This is a genomic window from Citrobacter sp. CRE-46 (assembly GCF_059615875.1).
Genome location: NZ_CM184341.1, coordinates 4,035,478 through 4,060,286 on the forward strand (window position 1 = coordinate 4,035,478; position 24,809 = coordinate 4,060,286).

General features: G+C 52.1%; 23 protein-coding genes. 19 read left to right on the forward strand and 4 right to left on the reverse strand.

The window, feature by feature from the left end:
* Positions 1-146: 146 nt before the first annotated feature.
* The gene (locus tag AC534G_RS19735) at positions 147-1,565 is read right to left on the reverse strand and encodes a glutamine synthetase family protein (RefSeq protein ID WP_085047687.1); all 1,419 of its coding nucleotides are present in this window, start codon (positions 1,563-1,565) and stop codon (positions 147-149) included.
* 211 nt (positions 1,566-1,776) lie between these two features.
* Between AC534G_RS19735 and puuD the strand changes: the two genes are divergently transcribed.
* The 13 genes from puuD (at position 1,777) to cbdX (ending at position 14,641) form a co-directional block, all read left to right on the forward strand.
* A complete protein-coding gene (gene puuD / locus AC534G_RS19740; RefSeq protein WP_003838709.1) occupies positions 1,777-2,541 on the forward strand; it encodes a gamma-glutamyl-gamma-aminobutyrate hydrolase in 765 nt (254 codons plus the stop codon).
* 25 nt (positions 2,542-2,566) lie between these two features.
* Entirely contained in the window at positions 2,567-3,124 is a 558-nt protein-coding gene (gene puuR, locus AC534G_RS19745) for an HTH-type transcriptional regulator PuuR (protein ID WP_038637926.1), read from the forward strand.
* Positions 3,125-3,262: 138 nt separating this feature from the next.
* Positions 3,263-4,750, forward strand: a complete 1,488-nt coding sequence (gene puuC / locus AC534G_RS19750; protein ID WP_110498671.1) for an aldehyde dehydrogenase PuuC — start codon at positions 3,263-3,265, stop codon at positions 4,748-4,750.
* 2 nt (positions 4,751-4,752) lie between these two features.
* On the forward strand, positions 4,753-6,033 hold the full coding sequence (locus tag AC534G_RS19755) for an NAD(P)/FAD-dependent oxidoreductase (RefSeq protein ID WP_038637921.1): 1,281 nt from the start codon (positions 4,753-4,755) through the stop codon (positions 6,031-6,033).
* Positions 6,034-6,241: 208 nt separating this feature from the next.
* Positions 6,242-7,369 (forward strand): hydrogenase 1 small subunit, encoded by a 1,128-nt coding sequence (hyaA, locus tag AC534G_RS19760; RefSeq protein WP_110498672.1) that lies wholly within the window; start codon positions 6,242-6,244, stop codon positions 7,367-7,369.
* On the forward strand, positions 7,366-9,159 hold the full coding sequence (gene hyaB, locus AC534G_RS19765; protein ID WP_110498673.1) for a Ni/Fe-hydrogenase large subunit: 1,794 nt from the start codon (positions 7,366-7,368) through the stop codon (positions 9,157-9,159). The genes hyaA and hyaB overlap by 4 nt, the downstream gene beginning before the upstream one ends.
* A gap of 19 nt (positions 9,160-9,178) precedes the next feature.
* Positions 9,179-9,913: a Ni/Fe-hydrogenase b-type cytochrome subunit gene (hyaC, locus tag AC534G_RS19770; RefSeq protein ID WP_110498674.1), complete on the forward strand. Its 735-nt coding sequence runs from the start codon at positions 9,179-9,181 to the stop codon at positions 9,911-9,913.
* Entirely contained in the window at positions 9,910-10,491 is a 582-nt protein-coding gene (gene hyaD, locus AC534G_RS19775) for a hydrogenase 1 maturation protease (protein ID WP_085047689.1), read from the forward strand. The genes hyaC and hyaD overlap by 4 nt, the downstream gene beginning before the upstream one ends.
* Positions 10,492-10,496: 5 nt before the next feature.
* Complete coding sequence (hyaE, locus tag AC534G_RS19780) at positions 10,497-10,898, forward strand: hydrogenase-1 operon protein HyaE (RefSeq protein ID WP_085047690.1); 402 nt, start codon at positions 10,497-10,499, stop codon at positions 10,896-10,898.
* Positions 10,898-11,755, forward strand: a complete 858-nt coding sequence (locus tag AC534G_RS19785; RefSeq protein WP_110498850.1) for a hydrogenase expression/formation protein — start codon at positions 10,898-10,900, stop codon at positions 11,753-11,755. The genes hyaE and AC534G_RS19785 overlap by 1 nt, the downstream gene beginning before the upstream one ends.
* A 90-nt stretch (positions 11,756-11,845) precedes the next feature.
* Positions 11,846-13,390 carry a cytochrome bd-II oxidase subunit 1 gene (gene appC, locus AC534G_RS19790; protein ID WP_199981045.1) on the forward strand — a complete coding sequence of 515 codons (1,545 nt, stop codon included), beginning with the start codon at positions 11,846-11,848 and terminating at the stop codon, positions 13,388-13,390.
* An 11-nt stretch (positions 13,391-13,401) separates the two neighbouring features.
* Entirely contained in the window at positions 13,402-14,538 is a 1,137-nt protein-coding gene (appB, locus tag AC534G_RS19795) for a cytochrome d ubiquinol oxidase subunit II (RefSeq protein ID WP_110498676.1), read from the forward strand.
* A gap of 13 nt (positions 14,539-14,551) precedes the next feature.
* Complete coding sequence (cbdX, locus tag AC534G_RS19800) at positions 14,552-14,641, forward strand: cytochrome bd-II oxidase subunit CbdX (RefSeq protein ID WP_069323885.1); 90 nt, start codon at positions 14,552-14,554, stop codon at positions 14,639-14,641.
* A 344-nt stretch (positions 14,642-14,985) separates the two neighbouring features.
* On the opposite strand, the gene pdxR is transcribed toward cbdX, so the two are convergent.
* Positions 14,986-16,455, reverse strand: coding sequence for a MocR-like pyridoxine biosynthesis transcription factor PdxR (gene pdxR, locus AC534G_RS19805; protein WP_110498677.1), 1,470 nt, complete (start codon positions 16,453-16,455; stop codon positions 14,986-14,988).
* 126 nt (positions 16,456-16,581) lie between these two features.
* Here pdxR and AC534G_RS19810 point away from each other — a divergent pair, with 126 nt between their 5' ends.
* The 6 genes from AC534G_RS19810 to AC534G_RS19835 all read left to right on the forward strand — a co-directional run bounded on the left by AC534G_RS19810 (position 16,582) and on the right by AC534G_RS19835 (position 22,691).
* Positions 16,582-17,031: a GNAT family N-acetyltransferase gene (locus AC534G_RS19810; RefSeq protein ID WP_110498678.1), complete on the forward strand. Its 450-nt coding sequence runs from the start codon at positions 16,582-16,584 to the stop codon at positions 17,029-17,031.
* A 116-nt stretch (positions 17,032-17,147) separates the two neighbouring features.
* A complete protein-coding gene (locus AC534G_RS19815) occupies positions 17,148-17,954 on the forward strand; it encodes an AraC family transcriptional regulator (protein ID WP_085047700.1) in 807 nt (268 codons plus the stop codon).
* Positions 17,955-18,190: 236 nt separating this feature from the next.
* Positions 18,191-18,802, forward strand: a complete 612-nt coding sequence (locus tag AC534G_RS19820; protein WP_110498679.1) for a LysE family translocator — start codon at positions 18,191-18,193, stop codon at positions 18,800-18,802.
* Positions 18,803-18,903: 101 nt separating this feature from the next.
* Positions 18,904-19,914, forward strand: coding sequence for a LacI family DNA-binding transcriptional regulator (locus AC534G_RS19825; protein ID WP_038637887.1), 1,011 nt, complete (start codon positions 18,904-18,906; stop codon positions 19,912-19,914).
* 140 nt (positions 19,915-20,054) lie between these two features.
* Positions 20,055-21,506, forward strand: coding sequence for a Na+/H+ antiporter NhaC (gene nhaC, locus AC534G_RS19830; protein WP_110498680.1), 1,452 nt, complete (start codon positions 20,055-20,057; stop codon positions 21,504-21,506).
* Positions 21,507-21,518: 12 nt separating this feature from the next.
* On the forward strand, positions 21,519-22,691 hold the full coding sequence (locus AC534G_RS19835) for a MalY/PatB family protein (protein WP_110498681.1): 1,173 nt from the start codon (positions 21,519-21,521) through the stop codon (positions 22,689-22,691).
* Between the two features lie 105 nt (positions 22,692-22,796).
* Here the strand turns inward: AC534G_RS19835 and AC534G_RS19840 are convergent, their stop codons facing one another.
* Both AC534G_RS19840 and AC534G_RS19845 read right to left on the reverse strand, forming a co-directional pair.
* Positions 22,797-23,747 carry a PfkB family carbohydrate kinase gene (locus tag AC534G_RS19840; RefSeq protein ID WP_110498682.1) on the reverse strand — a complete coding sequence of 317 codons (951 nt, stop codon included), beginning with the start codon at positions 23,745-23,747 and terminating at the stop codon, positions 22,797-22,799.
* Between the two features lie 45 nt (positions 23,748-23,792).
* Positions 23,793-24,806: an OmpG porin family protein gene (locus AC534G_RS19845; protein WP_110498683.1), complete on the reverse strand. Its 1,014-nt coding sequence runs from the start codon at positions 24,804-24,806 to the stop codon at positions 23,793-23,795.
* Positions 24,807-24,809 lie beyond the last annotated feature (3 nt).

Here is a 24,809-nt window from a genome sequence, read left to right on the forward strand (position 1 = left end):
AAACTCTGTCGGTTATCTGAAGACCCGTTGTCGCCCGCGCTCCATTACGCGACATCCGGGAAATGGCAGGTATTCCTGCAATTTTTACGGGCTGGCTCCGCTCAGCCCGCATGATGCGACTTCTTTTTAAATGACCTGTTCGACGGTCAGGCGTTTTTCAACATCCACTCAATTTCAGTGTCGGTGATAAGACGTTCAAACTGGATTAATTCATCGTTTTTACAGGCGTGATACACGTGGCTAAAACGCTCCCCCAATAATTCACGCAGACTGTCGTTTTGCATAAACTCCCACAGCGCATCGCTCTGACGGATCGGGAACGGCAAACCTTCCTGCTCCAGTCCGTTGCCTTCCACCTCTTCCTGTAACGGCAGCTCGTTATCCAGACCATGGAGGATCCCGGCCAGAATGGTCGACATCACCAGATAAGGGTTGGCATCAGCCCCCGCCACACGGTATTCAACCCGATGATTATCACGATCGCCGCAGGGAATGCGCAGCGCCACAGTACGGTTGTTATGCCCCCAGGAAGCCTGGGTAGGGACGTACATCCCCGGCTGGAAGCGACGATAAGAGTTCACATTTGGCGCCAGCAGCGCCATCGACGCGGGCATCAGATCAATCATCCCGGCAAGCGCACGCTTAAGTAACGCGGAATCATCGCCATTCGCATCGGCCAGCACGTTCTCGCCTTTGTTATTCATAATGCTGATGTGGATATGCATCCCGCTACCGGCATGCTCCTCATAGGGCTTTGCCATAAAGGTGGCATGCATCTTATGTTTCTCCGCCACCAGCCGCACCAGGCGCTTCAGCGCCAGCGCATCGTCACAGGCGTCGAGTACGTTATCGGTATGGATGAGATTGATTTCAAACTGACCAGGAGATGCTTCGGCCACCGCACCGTCGGCCGGGATCAACTGCAGACGGGCCAGTTCGTCGATATCGTTCAGCACATCAGCAAAGTGGTTCAGGTTATCAACGGAGTAAACCTGACTTTGGGTATTACGATCGTCCGTTCCCGGCGCGCATGGCGGCTGCAGATAACCTTCGGGATCGCGCTTGCGATCGAGTAAATAGAACTCCAGCTCTACCGCTACGACGGGGAACAAACCGCGCTGGCGCATTTTCTGCCAGAGTCGGTTGAGAACGTTCCGCGGCTCAACGTCAAAGGGAGCGCCATCTTCATCCAGCATTGTCAGCATCATCTGGCCAATAAATTCCGGATCGGCGGCCGAAGGGGTTAACGTTCCGAGTACCGGCACACAGGTCCTGTCCGGTTCGCCAAGTTCTTGTCCTAATCCCGCCTCTTCCACCACATTGCCCAGAATGTCCATCGCGAACACCGATGCGGGAAAATAACAGCCCTTCTCTAACTTAGACAATCCCGACACGGGAATGCGTTTACCGCGAAAACAACCGTTAAGGTCGGTTAACAGCACATCGACAAACTGCGTGTTGGGATAACGTTCCAGATATTGCTTCACTTCGCGCGCAAACGCGCTACTTCGCCTCTCTTCAGAATGCTGAACAAAATTCTCAACTTCTACGATATTGGTTTCCATGATTCACCGCCGTTGGCCTGGTAAGCTTTCTGTGATTTGACTGTTAAATATAATGTCCACCCTTCGACTCTGGATGCAAACAATTTGTTTGTCAAATGTTAAATTAAGTTTGCTAGAAGGTTATTGCGCTGCTAGATTGAGAAAATAATGAACGGAATTGCACAACAAGGAACCGTTTGGCAATAATTTATTCCAAAACGTGAGGTCGATCATGGGCAATATATTTGACAAGCCAGTTATTGGTGTAGTGATGTGTAGGAACAGGCTTAAGGGTCACGAGACCCAGACTCTGCAAGAAAAGTACCTGAATGCGGTTTTGAATGCCGGTGGATTACCGATAGCGTTACCTCATGCGCTCGCGGAGCCAGAATTACTGAACGCGCTGTTACCAAAACTGGATGGTATCTTCCTGCCTGGAAGCCCAAGCAATGTGCAACCGCACCTCTATGGTGAAAATGGCGATGAGTCTGACGCCGATCCGGGGCGTGATCTTCTGAGCATGGCGCTAATTACCGCCGGGCTCGAAAGGCGCATTCCCATTTTCGCCATCTGCCGGGGCTTACAGGAATTAGTTGTCGCCACTGGCGGGACTCTGTATCGTCGCCTGTGCGATCACTCACAGTTCCTGGAACATCGTGAAGATGCGGAACTCCCGGTGGAGCAGCAATACGCCCCATCTCATGAAGTCCAGGTTCAACAGGGAGGATTGCTGTCGCAATTAATACCAGGTTGCAGCACGTTTTGGGTTAACTCCTTACATGGTCAGGGCGCAAAAACGCTTGGCCCGCAGCTGCGTGTGGAAGCACGATCGCAGGATGGATTAGTGGAAGCGGCCAGCGTTCACGACCATCCTTTCGCGCTCGGCGTGCAGTGGCACCCGGAATGGAACAGTAGCGAATACGCCCTGTCGCGTTTGTTACTTGAAGGTTTTATCACCGCTTGTCAGAACCACCTCGCTGAAAAACAGCGACTCTGACCACTACTGTTAAGGAAATGCAATTATGAGCGATGACGGCCTGGCGCCGGGTAAACGTTTGTCAGAGATCCGCCAGCAATTGGGTCTTTCGCAACGTCGTGCCGCCGAACTGTCTGGGTTGACGCATAGTGCCATCAGTACCATAGAGCAGGACAAAGTCAGTCCTGCCATCAGTACGCTGCAAAAGCTATTGAAAGTATATGGGCTGTCGCTCTCCGAGTTCTTCGCGGAACCGGAAAAGCCTGACGAACCGCAGGTGGTTATCAATCAGGATGATTTGATTGAGATCGGGAGTCAGGGAGTATCCATGAAGTTAGTTCACAACGGAAATCCGAATCGTACGCTGGCAATGATGTTTGAAACCTATCAGCCAGGCACGACAACCGGGGAGAGAATTAAACACCAGGGTGAAGAGATTGGGACAATACTGGAAGGTGAAGTCGTTTTGACCATCAACGGTCAAACGTATCATCTTGTTGCAGGGCAAAGTTATGCCATTAACACCGGCATTCCACACAGCTTCAGCAACACCTCGGCAGGGATCTGCCGCATTATCAGTGCCCACACTCCCACCACATTCTAATAAGTAGCGGCCTGAGTTTCTCAGGCCTTCTTAAATAACGCGCATTAACAGGGTAAATCCCTGGGGCATCGTGCAGCCTGATTTTGCCTGAAAAAGATCAGCAACGAACTTTATCTTATTGATATAAAAGGAGTAGCTATGAACTTTCAGAACCTTAAATATTGGCGTGAGAAAGCCAGTCATTATTCGCCGGAAACCCGTTTATTTATTAACGGCGAATATTGCGCCGCCGCCGATAACGAAACCTTTATTACTCAGGATCCGGCCGGCCAGCGCCCACTCGCCAAAGTCGCCCGCGGCAAAAAAGCGGATGTGGATCGTGCGGTCACCGCAGCCCGCGCCGTCTTTGAACGCGGTGACTGGTCGCAGGCAACACCCGCAGAGCGCAAGGCGGTTCTCCACAAGCTTGCAGATTTAATGGAGCAGCATCACGAGGAGCTGGCGCTACTGGAAACGCTCGACACCGGTAAACCGATTCGCCATAGCCTGCGTGATGATATTCCAGGCGCGGCGCGCGCCATTCGTTGGTACGCCGAAGCTATTGATAAAGTCTATGGCGAAGTTGCCACCACCTCGGTAAACGATCTGGCGCTGATTGTGCGCGAACCGGTGGGCGTAATCGCGGCTATCGTTCCGTGGAACTTTCCCCTGCTACTGGCCTGTTGGAAACTTGGCCCCGCGCTGGCCGCCGGTAACAGCGTGATCCTCAAACCCTCGGAGAAGTCCCCGCTGACCGCCATACGTCTTGCGGCACTGGCTAAAAAAGCGGGTTTGCCCGATGGCGTTCTCAGCGTGGTTAGCGGGTATGGTCATGAAGCGGGCCAGGCGTTGTCACAACATCCGGATGTCGATGTGATCACTTTTACTGGCTCAACCCGCACCGGCAAGCAACTGCTAAAAGATGCTGGCGACAGCAACATGAAACGCGTGTGGCTGGAAGCTGGCGGTAAAAGCGCCAACATCGTGTTTGCCGACTGCCCGGATCTAGCGAAAGCCGCCGCCACTGCCGCGGCAGGCATTTTCTACAACCAGGGTCAGGTCTGTATCGCCGGTACGCGTCTGCTGCTGGAAGAGAGTATTGCCGACGAATTTATCGCGCTGTTGAAAGAGCAGGCGAAAAACTGGCAGCCGGGCAACCCGCTCGATCCTGAAACCACGATGGGCACGCTTATCGACAATGCGCATGCCGACACCGTGGACACCTTTATTCGCGACGGTGAAACGCAAGGCACGCTGGCGCTGGATGGCCGCAGCCATGTTCATCCGGCGGCTATCGGCCCGACGATTTTTGTCAATACCGCGCCGCAAGCCCACGTCAGCCGCGATGAGATCTTCGGCCCGGTACTGGTCATCACCCGTTTTAGCAGCGAAGCCGAAGCCCTGGCGCTGGCCAACGACAGCGACTACGGCCTGGGCGCCGCGGTCTGGACCCGCGATTTGTCGCGCGCCCATCGCATGAGTCGTCGCCTGAAGGCCGGTTCAGTCTTCGTGAATAACTACAACGACGGTGATATGACCGTACCGTTCGGCGGTTATAAGCAAAGCGGAAACGGGCGCGATAAGTCCCTGCATGCCCTGGAAAAATTTAGCGAACTGAAAACCATTTGGATCTCCCTGGAGCCTTAATCATGACTGAACATACCAGCAGTTATTACGCCGCAAGCGCCAATCAGTACGAACCGTTTCCCACCCTTAGCGAATCAGTTAGCTGTGATGTCTGTGTCGTGGGCGGCGGCTATACCGGACTCTCCTCCGCCCTGCATTTAGCGGAAATGGGTTACGACGTGGTGCTACTGGAATCCGCACGAATTGGTTTTGGCGCCAGCGGACGCAACGGCGGCCAGTTGGTTAACTCTTACAGTCGCGATATTGATGTTATCGAACGCAGCTACGGCCCGGACGCCGCCAAAATGCTCGGCAGCATGATGTTTGAAGGCGGCGATATCATTCGCGAACGCATTAAACGTTATCAGATTGACTGCGATTATCGTCCTGGCGGGCTGTTTGTGGCGCTAAACCATAAGCAGATGGAAACGCTGGAAGAGCAGAAGTCGAACTGGGAACGCTACGGCAACACACAGCTTGAACTGTTAGACAGCAGCGAAATTCGCCGCGAAGTCAGTAGCGATCGCTATGTCGGCGCGCTGCTCGACCACAGCGGTGGCCATATTCATCCGCTCAATCTGGCGATTGGCGAAGCTAACGCCATTCGTCTGAACGGCGGACGCATCTTCGAACAGTCGCCGGTCACCCGTATTCAACACACCAGCCCGGCGGTGGTCAGCACGGAAAAAGGCCAGGTGACAGCCCGCTTTGTGATCGTCGCGGGCAACGCCTACCTCGGCGATAAACTGGAACCTGCGCTGGCCAAAAGCAGCATGCCGTGCGGCACCCAGGTGTTAACCACCGAACCGCTGTCCGCTGAAATGGCACGTTCGCTGATCCCAAAAAACTACTGTGTGGAAGATTGCAACTACCTGCTGGATTACTACCGTCTGACCGGCGATAACCGCCTGCTGTACGGCGGCGGCGTGGTCTACGGCGCACGCGATCCGAACGATATTGAACGCCTGGTGATGCCGAATCTGCTGAAGACCTTCCCGCAATTGCGGGGGGTAAAAATTGATTACCGCTGGACCGGTAATTTCCTGTTGACGTTATCACGTATGCCGCAGTTCGGCCGTCTTGATACCAATATTTACTATATGCAGGGCTACAGCGGTCACGGTGTGACCTGTACCCATCTGGCTGGACGCCTGATTTCCGAACTGCTGCGCGGGGATGCCGAGCGCTTTGACGCATTCGCCAACCTGCCACACTACCCGTTCCCGGGAGGCCGCAGCCTGCGCATTCCCTTTACCGCCATGGGGGCGGCCTATTACAGCTTACGCGATCGCCTTGGGGTTTAAGTTCTTCCGCGATAAACCCGACGCACAGGGCGGTCTCCCCTGTGCGTTTTTTTATTCCCGGTCGGTGAAAAACAGATAACAGTCACGAATATATCGCTATAGGACATAACCACACTCTTCGCATTGTTTCTCTCCTCTAATCGGATACGCTTTTTTAGATATCGCTGGCGGCGTGCGCCAGAACTCAACGGGGGAAGAAACGCGTGTTATGAATACGAATAATGAGGAGACCTTTTATCAGGCGATGCGCCGGAAGGGAGTGAGCCGACGCAGTTTTCTTAAATATTGTAGCCTCGCCGCAACATCGCTGGGATTAGGGGCTGGAATGACGCCCCGAATAGCCTGGGCGTTGGAGAACAAACCCCGGATCCCGGTCGTCTGGATCCACGGGCTGGAATGTACCTGCTGTACCGAATCGTTTATTCGCTCCTCGCACCCACTCGCCAAAGACGTCATCCTCTCTCTGATTTCCCTCGATTACGACGACACGCTGATGGCCGCCGCCGGAACGCAGGCCGAAGAGGTATTTGAAGACATTCTGCGCCAGTACCACGGCCGCTACATTCTGGCCGTCGAAGGTAATCCTCCGCTGGGTGAACAAGGGATGTTCTGTATTAGCGGCGGAAAACCCTTTGTGGAAAAACTCAAACGCGCCGCCGCCGGAGCCAGCGCGATCATCGCCTGGGGCACCTGTGCCTCCTGGGGCTGCGTGCAGGCTGCCCGGCCTAACCCCACCCAGGCAACCCCGATCGATAAAGTGATCACCGATAAGCCGATCATAAAAGTGCCCGGCTGCCCGCCGATCCCGGACGTCATGAGCGCCATCATCACCTACATGGTGACGTTTGACAGGCTGCCTGAACTCGACCGTCTGGGGCGTCCGCTGATGTTCTACGGACAGCGTATTCACGACAAATGCTATCGCCGCGCCCACTTTGACGCCGGGGAGTTCGTCGAAAGCTGGGATGATGACGCCGCCCGCAAAGGCTATTGCCTGTACAAAATGGGCTGTAAAGGGCCAACCACCTATAACGCCTGCTCCACCACTCGCTGGAATGGCGGCGTTTCCTTCCCCATCCAGTCCGGTCACGGTTGTCTGGGATGTTCAGAGAACGGCTTCTGGGATCGCGGCTCGTTCTACAGCCGCGTGGTTGATATTCCACAGATGGGAACGCATTCCACCGCCGATACCGTGGGCCTCACCGCGCTTGGCGTCGTGGCTGCCGGCGTCGGCGTCCACGCCGTCGCCAGCGCCGTCAACCAACACAACCGCCACAAACAGCAATTAGCCGACGCCAGACAGCAGTCGTCAGATAATGAGGATAAACAGGCATGAGCCATTCATATCAAACCCAGGGATATACCTTAAACAATGCCGGTCGCCGTCTGGTTGTGGATCCCATTACGCGCATTGAAGGTCATATGCGTTGTGAAGTGAACATTGATGAGCAGAACATCATCACCAACGCGGTTTCTTGCGGCACCATGTTCCGCGGACTGGAGATCATTCTTCAGGGTCGCGACCCGCGCGACGCATGGGCATTTGTCGAACGAATTTGCGGGGTGTGCACCGGCGTACATGCCCTTGCCTCTGTCTACGCCATTGAAGATGCCATTGGTATTAAGGTGCCCGACAATGCCAACATCATTCGCAATATTATGCTGGCCACGCTGTGGTGCCACGACCATCTGGTGCACTTTTACCAGTTAGCCGGAATGGACTGGATTGACGTGCTAAATGCTCTGAAAGCAGATCCTCGCGCCACATCGCAACTGGCGCAGAGTCTTTCTGCCTGGCCGATGTCCTCACCGGGCTACTTCTTTGACGTCCAAAATCGGCTGAAGAAATTTGTCGAAGGCGGTCAGTTGGGGATTTTCCGCAACGGTTATTGGGGCCATCCGCAGTACAAGCTATCGCCAGAGGCTAACCTGATGGGCTTTGCCCACTATCTGGAAGCGCTCGATTTTCAGCGCGAGATTATCAAAATCCATACGGTGTTTGGCGGTAAAAACCCCCATCCTAACTGGATTGTCGGGGGTATGCCGTGCGCTATCAATATCGATCAGAGTGGCGCAGTAGGCGCGGTCGATATGGAACGCCTGAACCTGGTGCAGTCGATCATCACCCGCACCGCTGACTTTATCAACAACGTGATGGTGCCTGACGCGCTGGCTATCGGTCAGTTCAATAAATCCTGGAGCCAGATTGGCACCGGGCTTTCTGATAAATGCGTTTTGAGCTACGGCGCGTTCCCGGATATCGCCAACGACTTTAGCGACAAAAGCCTGTTGATGCCTGGCGGCGCGGTGATTAATGGTGATTTTAACAACGTATTGCCTGTGGACCTCGCCGATCAGCAGCAAATTCAGGAGTTTGTCGATCATGCCTGGTATCGTTATCCGGACGATCAACTGGGCCGTCACCCGTTCGCAGGGATTACAGAACCCTGGTATAACCCCGGCGATGTGAAAGGCAGCGATATTAATATTCAGCAGCTCAACGAGCAGGAACGCTACTCGTGGATTAAAGCCCCGCGCTGGCGGGGACACGCCATGGAAGTTGGACCGTTAGCGCGTACGCTGATTGCCTATCACAAAGGCGATGCCGCGACGATTGAATCCGTGGATCGCATGATGTCCGCCCTCAAACTGCCGCTGTCGGGCATGCAGTCAACGCTGGGCCGAATTCTGTGCCGGGCGCACGAAGCGCAGTGGGCCGTGAGCAAGTTGCAATATTTCTTCGACAAGCTGATGACCAACCTGAAAAACGGCAACCTGGCGACGGCGAATACCGAAAAATGGGAGCCAGAAAGCTGGCCGCAGCAGTGCCGCGGGATAGGTTTTACCGAGGCGCCGCGCGGGGCATTAGGCCACTGGGCATCGATTCGCGACCAGAAAATCGATCTGTATCAGTGCGTGGTGCCAACCACCTGGAATGCCAGCCCGCGCGATCCAAAGGGGCAAATTGGCGCTTACGAGGCGGCGCTGATGGGTACCCAAATGGCGATACCGGATCAACCCCTGGAGATCCTGCGCACCTTGCACAGCTTCGACCCCTGCCTGGCATGTTCAACCCACGTGCTTGGCGACGACGGCAGCGAACTGATCGCAGTCCAGGTTCGCTAAGCGTTGAGGAAAAGGAACGATGACTGGAAAGATATCCCCACGCTTCGGTGAGGCGCGTGATACCGCCGTCAGCCACTATGTGTTTGAAGCGCCTGTTCGCTTGTGGCACTGGCTGACGGTAGGCTGCATGTTGGTTTTGATGGTGACCGGATACTTTATTGGCCGACCGCTGCCATCGGTCAGCGGCGAGGCCACCTATCTGTTCTATATGGGCGACATCCGGCTGGCGCATTTCGCCGCCGCCATGGTGTTCACGGCGATACTGCTGATGCGCATTTACTGGGCCTTTGTCGGTAACCGTTATTCACGCGAGTTGTTTATTGTGCCGGTCTGGCGTCGCAGTTGGTGGCAGGGGGCGTTTTCGGTAGTGCGCTGGTATCTGTTTCTGGAAAAGAAACCAGGGGAGGATATCGGACATAACCCCGTTGCGCAGGCAGCGATGTTTGGCTATTTCCTGCTCTCCGTTTTTATGATCCTGACCGGTTTTGCCTTATACAGCGAGCATAGCCAGTACGCCATCTTCACTCCCTTCCGCTATGTGACGGAGTTTTTCTACTGGACCGGCGGCAACTCTCTCGATATTCACAGCTGGCACCGGCTAGGAATGTGGTTCATCGCCGCCTTCATCATAGGTCATGTGTACATGGCTATCCGCGAGGACATCATGTCCGACGATACCGTCATCTCGACCATGGTCAACGGCTATCGTAGTCACAAATTTGCCAAACGTCAGCGCGACAAGGAGGCGTCATGAGCGAACCGAACGTCATCGTGATGGGCTTGGGCAACCTGCTGTGGGCAGACGAAGGGTTTGGCATTCGCCTCGCGGAGCGCCTGTACGCCCACTATCACTGGCCAGAATGGGTAGAGATTGTCGATGGCGGCACCCAGGGGCTGAATCTGCTGGGCTATGTTGAACAGGCCAGCCATTTGCTGCTGCTGGACGCCATCGACTACGGACTCGCGCCGGGCACTCTGCAAACCTACGCCGGTGACAAAGTCCCCAGTTACCTCAGCGCCAAAAAAATGAGTCTGCACCAGAACAGCTTCTCCGAGGTGCTGGCGCTGGCAGATATTCGCGGCCATCTCCCCGCGCACATCGCTCTCGTGGGACTGCAGCCGGTACAACTGGACGACTATGGCGGCAGCCTGACCGACATCGCACGCGCTCAGCTCCCGGCGGCGGAACAAGCCGCGCTTACGCAGTTGGCCGCGTGGGGTATCGCGCCACAGAGAAACGAGGAAACGCGTTGCCTGAACTATGAATGCCTGTCGATGGAAAACTATGAAGGCGTGCGTATTCGCCAGTATCGCGTGACGCTGGAGGAATAAACAATATGTTAAATGACACCCCATTTTCTGCGTTATGGCAACGTATGCTGGCGCGTGGCTGGCAACCACTGAGCGCGTCTGAACTGGATGGCTGGGTAACCCGCGTGGGCAATGGCGTGGTCCTGCTCAGCAGCGATCCCCGCCGCACGCCGGAAGTCAGCGACAACCCGGTCATGATTGCCGAGTTACTGCGCGAGTTTCCCCAGTTTGCCTGGCAAATAGCCATGGCCGACCTCGAACACAGCGAGGCGATCGGCGATCGTTTTAGCGTGTTCCGCTTCCCGGCCACACTGGTGTTTATCCACGGCGAGCTGCGCGGCATTCTCAGCGGCATCCACCCCTGGGCTGACCTGCTTAACCTGATGCGGCCCTTAGTTGAAGAACAGATACCGCCGGAGTCTGCATGATGAGCGATTCCTTTTTTCATCTGCTGGGTCCGGGTACGCAGCCGGGCGATGATAGCTTCAGCATGAATCCCTTGCCCCTCACCTGCCTTGTCAACTGCGACCCCAGCATGGCGATACTGGAAAACTGCCCGCACAGCCCAGCGGTGATGGCATTGTTAGCCGATGTACGCCACCAGCTCGCCCGGAGAATTCCCATCAGGCAGGAGGTGTTGAGATGGGATCTATCCACGCTCAACGCCGACGATCTCACGTTTTTGAATACGCTGCTCGGTGAAGGCGAAGTTTCAGCGCGCATCCAGCATGCTGACGGCCGGGAAAGCGAAATTCAGGAGTCGATTTTCTGCGGCATCTGGCGAGTGCGTTGTCAGAATGACAAGGGCCAATGGGAGGAACATCTGGAAGCCGGTAGCGCGCCGCAGGCGCTGTGGCAGGCGGCAACACTCAATACGCTGCCGAACGATAGCCTGCTGCCTCCGCCCATCGACGGATTAATGAATGGCCTGACGCTGGCCCAGGAACTGCTGGCGCACCTGCGCGATCCGGCCACGCGTCCTCATAGCATTAACCTCACCCAACTGCCTGTTAGCGACGCGGATCGCCGATTCCTCGCCAATCTGTGCGGCGAAGGGCACATTCAGATCCGCACCATCGGCTACGGCGAGAGCCAAATCGACGCCACGGCGCTGCGCCATGTCTGGCATGTTCGCTGTCTGGATAGCCTGAAAGGGCTTTTGCTCGAGAGTTATGAGATCTGTCCATTACCGGAACTGGTACTGGCTGCGCCGGAAGATCTGCTCGACTCGCTCGAGCGCCTGGATGAAGTCTGCGCCTGGCTGGCATCCGGCCCGCCTGCCTGACTCCCCTCTTTAAGACCCGCGCACTTTTCTGCTGCGGGTCTGACGTTTTCTTCTTTATCTATTCACTCTCTAATGCCTGATGGAGTTCGCATGTGGGACGTCATTGACTTATCGCGCTGGCAGTTTGCGCTGACCGCGCTGTACCATTTTCTGTTTGTTCCCCTGACGCTGGGGCTGATATTTTTGCTGGCCATCATGGAAACCCTGTTCGTGGTGACCGGCAAAACCATCTACCGCGACATGACCCGTTTCTGGGGAAAATTATTCGGTATTAACTTTGCGCTCGGCGTGGCTACCGGCCTGACCATGGAGTTTCAGTTCGGCACTAACTGGTCGCTCTATTCCAACTATGTGGGCGATATTTTCGGTGCCCCGTTGGCGATGGAAGCCCTGATGGCTTTCTTTCTTGAATCCACCTTCGTCGGGCTGTTCTTCTTCGGCTGGCAGCGTTTAAACAAGTACCAGCACTTACTGGTGACCTGGCTGGTCGCGTTTGGATCCAATATCTCGGCGCTGTGGATCCTCAACGCTAACGGCTGGATGCAATATCCGACCGGTGCTCACTTTAATATCGATACCCTGCGCATGGAGATGAGCAGTTTTAGCGAACTGGTCTTTAACCCTGTCAGTCAGGTGAAATTTGTCCATACCGTGATGTCCGGTTATGTCACGGGTGCCATGTTTGTGATGTCCATCAGCGCCTGGTATCTGCTGCGTGGTCGCAATCGCGAGTTTGCCCTGCGCTCCTTCGCGGTGGGTTCCGTTTTTGGCACGCTGGCTATCCTCGGCACCCTGCAACTGGGTGACAGTTCAGCCTATGAGGTCGCCCGGCTCCAGCCGGTAAAACTGGCGGCAATGGAAGGAGAATGGCAAACCGAGCCCGCCCCCGCTCCTTTTCATGTCATCGCCTGGCCGCAGCAGGAACAAGAGCGTAACGCCTTTTCCATGAAGATACCGGCCCTGCTGGGTATCCTGGCGACCCACTCGTTAGATACCCCGGTTCCGGGACTCAAAAATCTGATGGCGGACGCGCTCCCCCGCCTGCAGCGGGGCCGGGAAGCGTGGTTATTGTTGCAGGAAATCGCCAACGGCAAACGCACGCCTCAGGTACTGAAGGCTTTCCACGCCGTAGAAAATGATCTGGGTTACGGCATCCTGTTGGCGAACTACGCGCCTGATATGAACCACGTTACGCCCGCGCAATATCAGGCCGCGCAACGCGGCGCCATTCCGCAGGTGGCCCCTGTGTTCTGGAGCTTTCGCATCATGATTGGATGCGGTTCTCTGCTGCTGCTGGTGATGGCGATTGCGCTGATACAAACCTTACGCTGGCGTATCGACCAGCATCGCTGGGTACTGCGCATGACGCTGTGGAGTCTGCCGCTACCGTGGATTGCCATTGAAGCAGGCTGGTTTATGACGGAGTTTGGCCGTCAGCCGTGGGCGATTCAGGATATTTTACCCACCTGGTACGCCCACTCCGCGCTGAGCGCGAGCCAGTTGGCCTTCTCCATGGGGCTTATCCTTACGCTTTACACCCTGTTTTTAATTGCAGAGGTCTACCTGATGCAAAAATACGCGCGTCTGGGTCCAGATACGATGCGGGACCAACAACCGGCGCAACAACAGGGATAAAGGAGATAATCATGTTGGATTATGCAACGCTGCGGCTCATTTGGTGGCTGCTAATTGGCATCATTCTGGTGGCCTTTATGGTCACTGACGGATTTGATATGGGGGTCGGCTGCCTGTTGCCGCTGATCGCGCGTAACGATGACGAACGCCGGGTATTAATCAATAGCGTCGGGGCGCACTGGGAAGGTAATCAGGTGTGGCTCATTCTGGCGGGCGGCGCATTATTCGCCGCCTGGCCACGCGTCTATGCCGCCGCTTTTTCGGGATTTTATGTGGCGATGATTCTGGTGCTATGCGCCCTTTTCTTTCGCCCGTTAGCTTTTGACTATCGCGGTAAAATAGCCAACGCGCGCTGGCGCAGAATATGGGACACCGGGTTGGTTATCGGCAGTCTGGTTCCGCCTGTTATTTTCGGCATTGCGTTCGGCAACCTGTTTTTGGGCGTGCCTTTTATCCACACGCCGCAACTGCATGTGCAATACCTGGGCACCTTCTGGCAGTTACTCTCTCCCTTTGCCCTGTTGTGCGGCGCGTTAAGCCTGATGCTGGTTATTCTGCAAGGGGGCGTGTGGCTCCAGTTAAAAACCGATGGCATCGTTCGCCAACGCGCGCTGTCCGCCACCCGCCGCAGCGCAATGCTGGTGGTACTCTGCTTTCTGTTAGCCGGTTACTGGCTGTGGACAGGAATTGATGGCTTTGTGCTGCTTAGCCAGGATCCTAATGGTCCTTCCAACCCGCTATTAAAAACGGTAACAACCTCGCCGGGCGCGTGGATGGCGCATTTTTATCAGTCACCACTGTTGTTGATTATTCCGCTAGCTGGCATGATTTTCCCAATGCTCACGATCTATGCCTGCGGGCAACGTCGGGCCGTGTGGGGATTTTTGTGCGCTTCCCTGACCCAGGCCTGCGTGATCTTCACCGCCGGAATCACCCTGTTTCCGTTTGTGATGCCTTCAAGCGTGCAACCCCTGTCCAGCCTGACGGTGTGGGACAGTACCTCCAGCCAGATGACGCTCAGTATCATGTTGGTTATTGTGCTGATTTTTCTACCGATAGTGCTGCTTTATACCGCCTGGAGTTATTACAAGATGCTGGGGCGAATCAAGGTAGAAACGATCCGCCGCCACAACCACGAACTTTACTAGGGAGGACTATAAGATGTGGTATCTGTTTTGGCTGGTCGGCATTCTGCTGATGTGCGCGTTCTCCACGCTGGCGCTGGTCTGGCTTGAGTCGCGGCAGAAGTAGTTCTGCGAGTACGTTTAGCTTTCTGGCTCCCCGGTTTATTCGGGGGAGCCTTTTATACCCTTTCCATCAGCTCACCAGGATGTTTAATCTACCGTCCCTGGTTATCGAAATTACGCTCATTGAGCCACATATCGTATGCCAGTCGCGGTGTCAGGTACTCACCATCAATGCCTCGTATCTGTCTGTTCTTGCATGTTTTTTACATAATCCAGGAAGGCGTCAAAAGTTTCAAAAGGCCATGCCGCCAGATATGTCCAGTCACGAAAATCGCTCGCTTTGCAGTACGCTTCATAACCATACTTTGCATGGCAAACAACATTAAGACGTTCTGAACAAATTATTATTTAAATAACCTGAGCCAGACGACGTATCCCATCAACAAGTGCTTCTGCCGGATGATTTGCAAAACCAATCAAAATCCCCTGTCGGGTGATATCTCGCTGGTAATAACGGCTCAGTGATAGTATTCCCATCCCCAGTGTTCTGGCTTTTTCCTCGACATCATTTCCGGTCAATCCGTTTTGTAGCCAGCACACAATATGAACGCCAGAGTCAGAAGGCTGAACAATCATTTTATCAGCAAGGTATTCTTGAATAGCATTGACCAGCGCAGTTCTTCTTTCATAACACGCCTTGCGAATTCGACGCACATGACTGGCATAATGCCCATCCTCAATAAAACTCGCCATCATTGCCTGCTCAAGATAGCTGGTGCCGAGATCTGTAAAATATTTCGTCACCATAAACTGTTCTTGTAAACCTGGCGGAACAACTAAAAAGCCTAAACGGAACTCTGGATACATCATTTTCGAAAATGTACCGGCATAAATAACCCGTTGATTATCATCTAATCCCTGCAATGCCTGTAAAGAGCGATCGGCATAGCGGAACTCGCTATTATAATCATCTTCAAATATCCATGCCTGGTTTGACTTCGCCCATTCCAACAGCTCAAAACGCCGGGATAAACTCAATGTTCCACTTAATGGATATTGATCCGACGGGACAACATAGGCCAGCTTAGCGTCAGGGAAATGATCAATACCATAGCGGACGTTCATTCCTTCGCTGTCTACCGGTACCGGCCTCACAATTGCGCCAACAGACATAAAAGCCCCTCGTGCGCCTTTGTAACCCGGTTCATCCAGCCAAACTTCATGGCCTGTCGACAGCAGCGCTCGTGCGGTAATATTCAATGCTTGTTGGATACCATTTACGATGATTATCTGATCTTCGTTACAGTTCACTCCACGCGTTGTTTTGATGTAACGACAAACCGCTTTTCTCAAAGGAAAGTATCCGCAAGGGTGAGTGTGGGCCCCCAATTGGTGCCGGGATTGTCTCCAGACCCGTTGCAGTAATTTGCCCCATAGGGCGTGCGGGAAGAGATCCGTACAGCCAACACCAACCGCAAATAGACGGTTCATGCCGCGCCCTTCATACTCATTTGACCATAAATCGCGCACAGGATTATTTTGGCCATTTACCTGTTCATCAGGCGCGACGATTTCCCCCGGCGCTATCATTGGATAGCTATTGCTGATACTCCGATCCGGAATATTGTGCGCAACGTAGGTTCCAGACCCTTTCCGGGTCAAAATATACCCTTCATCTAATAGCCTGTCATAACCGGCAATCACTGAATTTCGTGAAATTGCCATCATCTCGGACAACGCCCGGGTTGAAGGCATCTTTGTTTCTGTTGGTAATCGGCCTGCAAGAATGTGTTCACGAAGAGCATGATAAACCTGTTCCTTCACGACACCTTTTCCTAAAACAAATCCTTGAAATAAAGGTGCATTATTTTTCTTCATTGTATTAACCTTTATGCTAAAAGTGGATCCTATCAATAGGTAAAAAGTGTCTCTTTACCAGAATTTATAAAGCCCCTAGGATCATACTCCTGAGACATTATTCTTATACAATATCAGGAGAAATATATGAATAGCAAAAATACTATTACTATTGCAGCTGCAGAACAAGAAGATTACTCCAGCTGGCTTCCTTTATGGATAAACTACCAAACATTTTATCGTACTAAAATTTCAGATGAAGTAACAAAATTAACATGGGAGCGTTTTCTGACGCCAGACGAACCAGTTTTTTGTGCAGTTGCCAAATATGATGGTAAAATTGTGGGCCTGGTGCATTATGTTTTTCACCGTTCAACCTGGGCAGAATCAAATTATTGCTATCTCGAAGATCTATTTGTTAGCGAAGAAGTGCGCGGTCAACATATCGGTAAACAGCTGATCGAGTATGTTCAAAAGCAAGCCCAAAAAAACCATGCGTCAAGATTATACTGGCACACGCATGAAACCAACCTGCGTGGACAAAGACTGTATGACTGGGTGGCCAAAAAGAGTGGGATGATTGAATATCGTATGTGAGAGAAATAATACTTTTCACAGACGTTAATCATTCAGTTTAAAAAAATCAAAGATTAGCCTCTGAGTAGATATACTCAGAGGATGTACTGATAACTCATCACCCCGGTCTTAATTCGATGAAGAAAGAACGTTTCACAACCCTTCGATGTGGGATGGCAGGTGTCCATGCGGTATCTGCCGATACGTCCTTCCGGTTTGGGCGTCATACTCATGATCAGTTCGGCATTGGCTTAATCGTTCGTGGAGCTCAGGTTTCGATGAGCGGGCGCGGTAGGGTAGAAGCTGTAGTGGGGAATGTGATCACCGTTAATCCTGGTGAAGTCCATGATGGCTCACCTTTGGGAACAGAAAGCAGGTCGTGGCGCATGCTCTATTTCGACCCCACCGTTTTGTCCGGCGCCATGCAAGTTCTGACGGAAAGTCGCTCTGGCTGCGTTGAGCTATCCAGCCCAGTATTTCGTAATCGTGAGCCTGCGGCCCATTTCTCGACACTCTTTCGAATTCTGACGGATTCCCGCGGCGGGCACAGCGAAATTGAACAGGAAGAAACCCTGCTCTTTTTACTGGCAGGCTTACTCGCAAGCCCGCGTATTGAGAAAAAAGGCGTACCAAAATCAATTATCCTGGCAAAGGAGCGTATTGATGATGACCCCTCATTACCGTTATCACTCCATGAGCTTTCAGCTCTGGGAGGCGTGAGTCAGTTTCAGCTACTACGCGCTTTTTCTACAGTCACAGGGCTTACTCCACATGCTTATCTTATCCAGCGGAGACTGCAAAAGGCGAGGCAGCTTATCGCTGGAGGAATGCCTCTTACTGATGCCTCCTATACCGCCGGTTTTGCAGATCAAAGTCATATGACGCGACTTTTTGTTCGTACTTATGGCATAACGCCCGGCGCCTATGCTGCTGCGATAAAGTAAGCTGCAATTTTATTCAATACACCAATCGTGACACTCGGCATGCTGCTGGAAACATTCCGGAAGAGAGATTTGCCAATGTCACTATTCTACCCTCCCCTCATTCGTAATCATGTTGAACGACTCTACACTGGAATAATTCATGCTGATGGCATTATTCCCCGTACCAACCTCACTGCGCAGACTCAGTTGCCCCGTTACATCGAGTCCGAAGTAAAAGTCTGCGGGGGAAATTCATTATGACGCTTGAGTTTCTCCTTACCACTCTCATTATCGTGGCATCTCCAGGGACTGGCGTACTCTATACTGTCGCCACGGGCATTTCAGATGGTGCTCGCGTAAGTATAATTGCTGCATTGGGTTGCACGCTGGGTATTGTTCCGCACATATTAACAGTTATTACAGGACTGGCTGCAATACTGCATACCAGTGAAATGGCCCTTCAGATAATTAAATATTTGGGCGTAGCATATCTGCTTTATATGGCATGGAAAACGCTTAATGAAAATAAAAATCTGAATATGGCTAGTAAAACTAAAAAACAGAGTTTAAGGCAAGTTATAACCTCGGCGATACTTATCAATCTACTCAACCCTAAACTCTCCATGTTTTTCCTGGCATTCTTACCGCAGTTCGTTATTAAAGGTGAGATCTCACCTGTTTCTCAGATGCTGGAGATGTGCCTGATTTTTATGGTTATGACTTTCTTTGTATTTACCGTATATGGAATTAGTGCAGCCAGCATACGCCAGCATGTGGTTGCTAATGCTGCTGTGCAACGTTGGGTATTGCGTTTCTTTGCTGTTGCGTTTGCCGGGCTTGCCGTTAAACTGGCATTGATGCAAATCTAGACGTCAGATGAACTCATGATAAATAAAAGCCAATAGTTAATTTTCCAAATAAAAACCAGTGATAAGCAAATTCTCAAGCATCAATAAGGTAAAGAGCCGGTATGGCAACGATAAAGGATGTTGCAGAGTTAGCAAGAGTATCCACCGCAACCGTTTCACGCGTTATTAATCAAACTGCATGGGTTGAACCGGTGACGCGTGAGCGTGTTGAAAAAGCTATGCGCGAGCTGAATTATCATCGCAATGCCGCCGCAATTGCATTAGCGAAACGCAGCGGGGACATGCTCGGGTTATTGACCGGCAATCTTGCCGATCCTTTTTTTGCCAGACTTGCCCGAGGCGTGGAAGAAGTATCACGCCAGCAGCAATTTCGGCTGATGGTATGCAGCGGTGGCCACGATGAAGGAATGGAAAAATCCGGGCTCGATTTCCTGATCAACCAGGGCTGTGAAGCTATTGTGGTCCATGCCAGTAGGCTCTCCGAAAAAGAACTGTTGCGATATGCCGCGCATTTCCCGGCCATGGTCGTCGTGAATCGCTATATTGCCGGGATGGCCAATCGCTGCGTATGGCTGGAAAATAGTCAAGCAGCCAAAACAGCCACGCTACATCTACTGGAACAAGGACACCGTTGTATTGCTTGCGTGACAAGTGATTTACCGATTATCGATCGTCGTGAGCGGCTGGAAGGCTATCAGCTGGCGCTGGCCGAATATGGCATTACGCCTGATAAAAACTGGGTTATTAGCGTCCCCTTCAATGAAGAGGGGGGCGAACGCGCTGCGCATCAGTTGCTAAATTGCGGCATCCCTTTCACCGCAGCGGTGACATTTAATGATGTGATGGCCGCCGGGATTATGCGCATCCTTCATCAACAAGGAATTACACTGCCACAGCAGCTTTCAATCGTTGGGTTCGATGATGTGGTGATGGCGCGCTATCTCTATCCCGCGCTGACAACAATGCATTACCCCGTTGAACGGATGGCGCGCTGTGCTTCGCACCTGGCGATACAGCTTTTTAAGGGCGCAACCCAGCGTCCCAGTGTGAATAGCTTCACTGCGGATCTGGTGATCCGCGATTCTGTTCTTCCCCCCGTCATCAATGCGTAAATCGTCAAGCCCCTGAATTGTGATCGACTTCAAGTTTAACGTTCTCATGTAATCGCTTACATGAGGGCCAATGAACGATCACAGTCAGGCCTAAGGGTGTTCTCTACTCTTGAACGACCTTACAGACTGGAGATTCATGAATGAATGCCTCTCAAAATCAGAAAAAAACGCTCTCATTTGGACTGGCAGCGATCCCTATTTTAGCCATGCTCCTGCTATTAATTATTGGCTACGGCATTATGGGGTTACGCATTGAACCTTTGTTACTGTGCTCTGCCGCTGTCGCCGCAGGGATGGCGTGGTGGCAAGGGTATTGCTGGGAAGACATCATTAATTCGGTGGTTGATAAACTTGCCAAAGCAATGCCGGTTATTATGATTCTTATCTGCGTTGGCGGCCTGATTGGAACATGGATGTTTAGCGGCACCATCCCTTATATGGTGTACTGGGGACTTAAACTCATCAGCCCCGAATACATTCTCATCGCCGCCTTCTTTTTGACCAGCGTCGTATCCGTATGTACCGGAACCTCCTGGGGTTCAGCCGGAACGGTGGGCGTAGCATTGATGGGGGTTGCCGCCGGACTGGATGTCTCGATGGCAGCGGCTGCGGGAGCCGTTGTTTCAGGTGCTTACTTCGGCGACAAGATATCGCCGCTGTCAGACTCAACTAACTTTGCGGCCATTGTCGCAGATACTACCCTTTTCGAGCATATTCAGCACTTATTGTGGACCACAATTCCCAGCTTTCTGCTTGCAGCCGTGGTTTATTTAATTGCGGGCCACAGCAATATGCTGGGCGAGGTCGCCACGCCACAACGGGTGACCGATATTGTCAACGCCCTGGAGTCGCTGTACCACTTCAATATCATTCTGATTTTGCCGCCAGTAATCGTTTTATGGGGGGCGATTCGTAAAAAACCGGTCATTCCTTTAATGCTGAGCGCGTGCGTATTAGCCCTGATTCTGGGCGTTGTGATGCAGGGACTTAGCATCAAGCAAGGACTGGATGCCTTTATCGATGGCTTTAATATTACGATGTTCCCGCAAGGGAGCGAGGGCATTATTGGGGATGTACCACGCCTGCTTAACCGTGGAGGAATGTTCTCAATGATGAGCACTATCCTTCTGGTATTTTGCGCATTCTCTTTTGCCGGGGCTTTAACGTTAACGGGGGCGCTCAACATTCTTATTAACCGCCTGTTGACCGTCATTCACAGTGTCGGTCAGCTAATTGCGGCGACCATTGGGACCACCATTCTGGTGACAGGTGCGACAAGCGACGGCAAACTCGCGCTTCTGGTTCCAGCTGAATTATTTAAAGACGCATACCGTCGTATGGGACTGGATACCAAAAATCTGTCCCGCACCATTGAAGACGCAGGCACCGTCATTGAACCGCTGCTACCGTGGACCTCTGCCGGAGTCTATATGGCAACGACATTAGGCGTGAGTACGCTGGATTTACTGCCATGGGCGATTCAGTGCTATGCCGCAATCTTCTTCGCCTTGATTTATGGTTTTACAGGAATCGGTATCGCAAAAGCGCCATCAGCGGCAGGTACAGCTAAAAAAATTACGGCAACAGAATAGGGAGAGCATGTAATGGATTTTAATAAGGTTATCGATCGCCACAATACCGGTTCGCTGAAATGGGACTTTATGACGCGATATTTCGGCGAAGATACACATGAACTGTTGCCAATGTGGGTTTCTGACTTTGACTTTGCTTGCCCCCCTGCCGTTCAGGAGGCTTTAACATTCCGCGTCGGGCACGGCATTTTTGGTTACAGCGAACGCCCACAAAGTTACTTTGATTCATTAAACTCATGGTTCTCCACCCGCCATCAACTGGAAATAAAGCAGGAATGGGTCTGCAGCATTGAAGGTGTCGTTCCGGGGTTATCTCTACTGGTGCAAATGCTGAGTCAACCCGGTGAAGGCGTGGTCGTTCAGGGGCCGTACTACGGCTCATTCGCCAAAATTATCTCTCTGAACGGCAGGCAGCTCCTGGAAAACCCATTATCTGAGGATCCGGGTACGGGTTATCAAATGGATTTTGTGCACCTGGAAATGTTATTCCGGACTGAACGCCCACCGTTGATGATTTTATGTAATCCGCATAACCCAACCGGCCGTTGTTGGTCTGCGCAGGAGCTGGAACAGCTACTCACCTTATGTGAGACCTATAATGTTACGTTGCTGTCTGATGAAATATGGGCTGATTTATTACTGCCAGGTGAAAAATTTACTTCAGTTCTGCATCTGGGAGCGCGCTGGCATTCGCGCGTTATCTCTGCCACCTCCGCCAGTAAAACATTTGGTTTGTCGACACTACGCATTGCTAATTTTCTGATACCGGCACCGGCATTGCGTGAACACTTTTTACGCCGTCTGGATGCCCATGGGCTGGATGTGTTCAATGCGCTATCCGTCGAGGCAAGTACGGCAGCATGGCAGCATGGCGCGCCCTGGTTAGACGAGTTACTTGGTTATCTGGCTGAAAATCGACGCTGGTTTATTCAGCAGATTAATGAATATCTCCCGTGGGCCCGGGTTGTTCCTTCCCAGGGTACGTATCTGCTGTGGATCGATTGCAAAGCGCTTGGACTGGATGATGAGCAACTCAAAGGGGTTATGCTTGATGTTGCCGGTATTGCGCCTTCAATGGGAAATAGCTTTGGTTCGGCTGGCAAAGGTTTTATTCGCCTGAACATGGGATGTCCACGCGCCTACCTCGAAAAAGCGATAGTGGGGTTGAAGCGTATTACAGTTTAATCTTCCTGCAAAAATAAAGTAAAAATCCCCGCCATCCGATGAGGATGCGGGGACATTCACAAAAATCATAGAGAGCTAAAATTATTTAGCTCGCCGTTATCATGCTTAAAGGTCTTTTATTTCGTAGTCCGGTAGATGACATTGCGTAATCAAAGCATTCAGCGTTTCGATATCCGGCAGTGCGGTCAGCGCCCCCTTGCGGGTTGTCGCGAGCGCTCCGCAGCCACTGGCCCAGGCAATAGCCTGGCGAAGCTGTTCAACGCTCTCCGGCATCCGGTTGTCTGCCAGCCAGGCCAGCAAACCGGCGACAAAAGCATCCCCTGCCCCGGTAGTATCAATACTGTCGACGGTATAGCCGTTGAAATGGATCACATTATCCTGCCAAAGTACCATCGCGCCCTGCGCTCCGTAGGTCACAACTTTCAGTTGTGCAGGGAGCGCTTTAAGGCCGTCAAGCGCATGGGCAAAATCGTGTGTACCGGTCATCCAGTACCACTCTTCTTCCGAAAGCTTAAGAATGTCAGCCTGTGAGGAATAGTGGCGTACCACTTTGAGCATTTCATGCTTATCGGGCCACATTTGTTCGCGTAAATTCACATCGAAACTCAGCAATCCGCCCCGTTGTTTAACCTGAGCGATGGCAGAAGCCAATGTATCACGGCAACCTTCAGCCACCAGAGCCAGAGAACAGAAGTGCAGAATATCGTCGCTAAAATCTGGTAGCGCGGCAGATGTTAAAAATTGATCCGCGGAGGGATTGGTTAAAAATGTAAATCCACGTTCGCCACCGTTACCCAGCGAGACCAGCACCGTACTGGTTCTGTGCTGATTATCCATCTGAAGGCTTGCAGTTGAGACGCCTGCATCAGACAGCGTCTTTTTTAGAAAGTGACCAAAATCGTCATCACCAACCCGACCAATAAAACCACTTTGCTTGTGTAAACGCGCAGTACCAATTGCCACATTGAATGGCGCTCCTCCTGCACAAGCTTGATATTGCATGTCTGAAAGCGGCAAAAGATCAACCACCGCATCGCCAAGCGTCCAGATATTCATGACATTTCCTCAATGGTAATTAACGCATTTATTTAAACGTGACGGTTAAAAGTTATAATCCAGCATCAGCTTATAGTCGGTGGTTATGGCATCACCATTAGTGACCCAACTGCCACTCTGGTTTATTAACGAGCCGGTTATTTCCCCAGACACCGTAAAACGAGAGGTTAATGGATAATTCGCTGATAATTTAAGAAAGCGGTTACGGGTATTCTGGAATACCTCGCCATCTTCAACTCGCGCATTATTTTTTTTGTAATGTCCATATCCACCGCTGAATGTCGTGGATAATTTCCCCCAGTTGTGCCAGACGCCAAGTGATGTTGCCCAACTTTTTTCATCAATATCCCCCCATTGCGCACGGTCTAAAATTGCAGAAGCGAATTGCTGACGGAACCAGACTCCAGTGGTATTGTTCATAATGTATTGAACGCCAGGTTCAATCTGAAATGAACGTCGATCCCGATCATTTTGTGAACCGCCATCACGGCGATGATCAATCTGCTGATACAGATAGTTAAAGAACGAGAAGTTGTCCGTAACACGCAAATCGGTAAAGAACTTGACGCGCCCCTGCCAACGGTCATCAAGTGATGAACTTCCGCCCAGCACATCCCAACCATAACGTAGACGCTTGTAGAAATATTCATGGCCAACAATCAACTGAGTCCACTGATTTTGGCTGAGATATGTTTGATTCTCCCAGGTCCCGTTATAGTTGGTGGTTCGGCCCTCAGAAAATGCCAAATACCAACCGGGTAACGCATCATGACGCATCACCCCTTGTACAAATGTCAGTGAATCATTTCCGTTATGGAAATGGCTGTTACGCCAGTTATTATCCTCGATAGCATATTTCATTTTCAGTTGACCATGAACACGACCGCCAGCAGGATTTGAGGAACGGGTTGAGGTCCACATTACGTCTTCATCCAGATATGACCACGGATCCACAGCAATCACCTTTCCCGATACATCCTTCATGATGCTCATGCTCGCATTCGCCAGCGCCGGAAAAAGAAGAACAAAAATAACAGACAGGGCATGATAGTTTTTCATAGT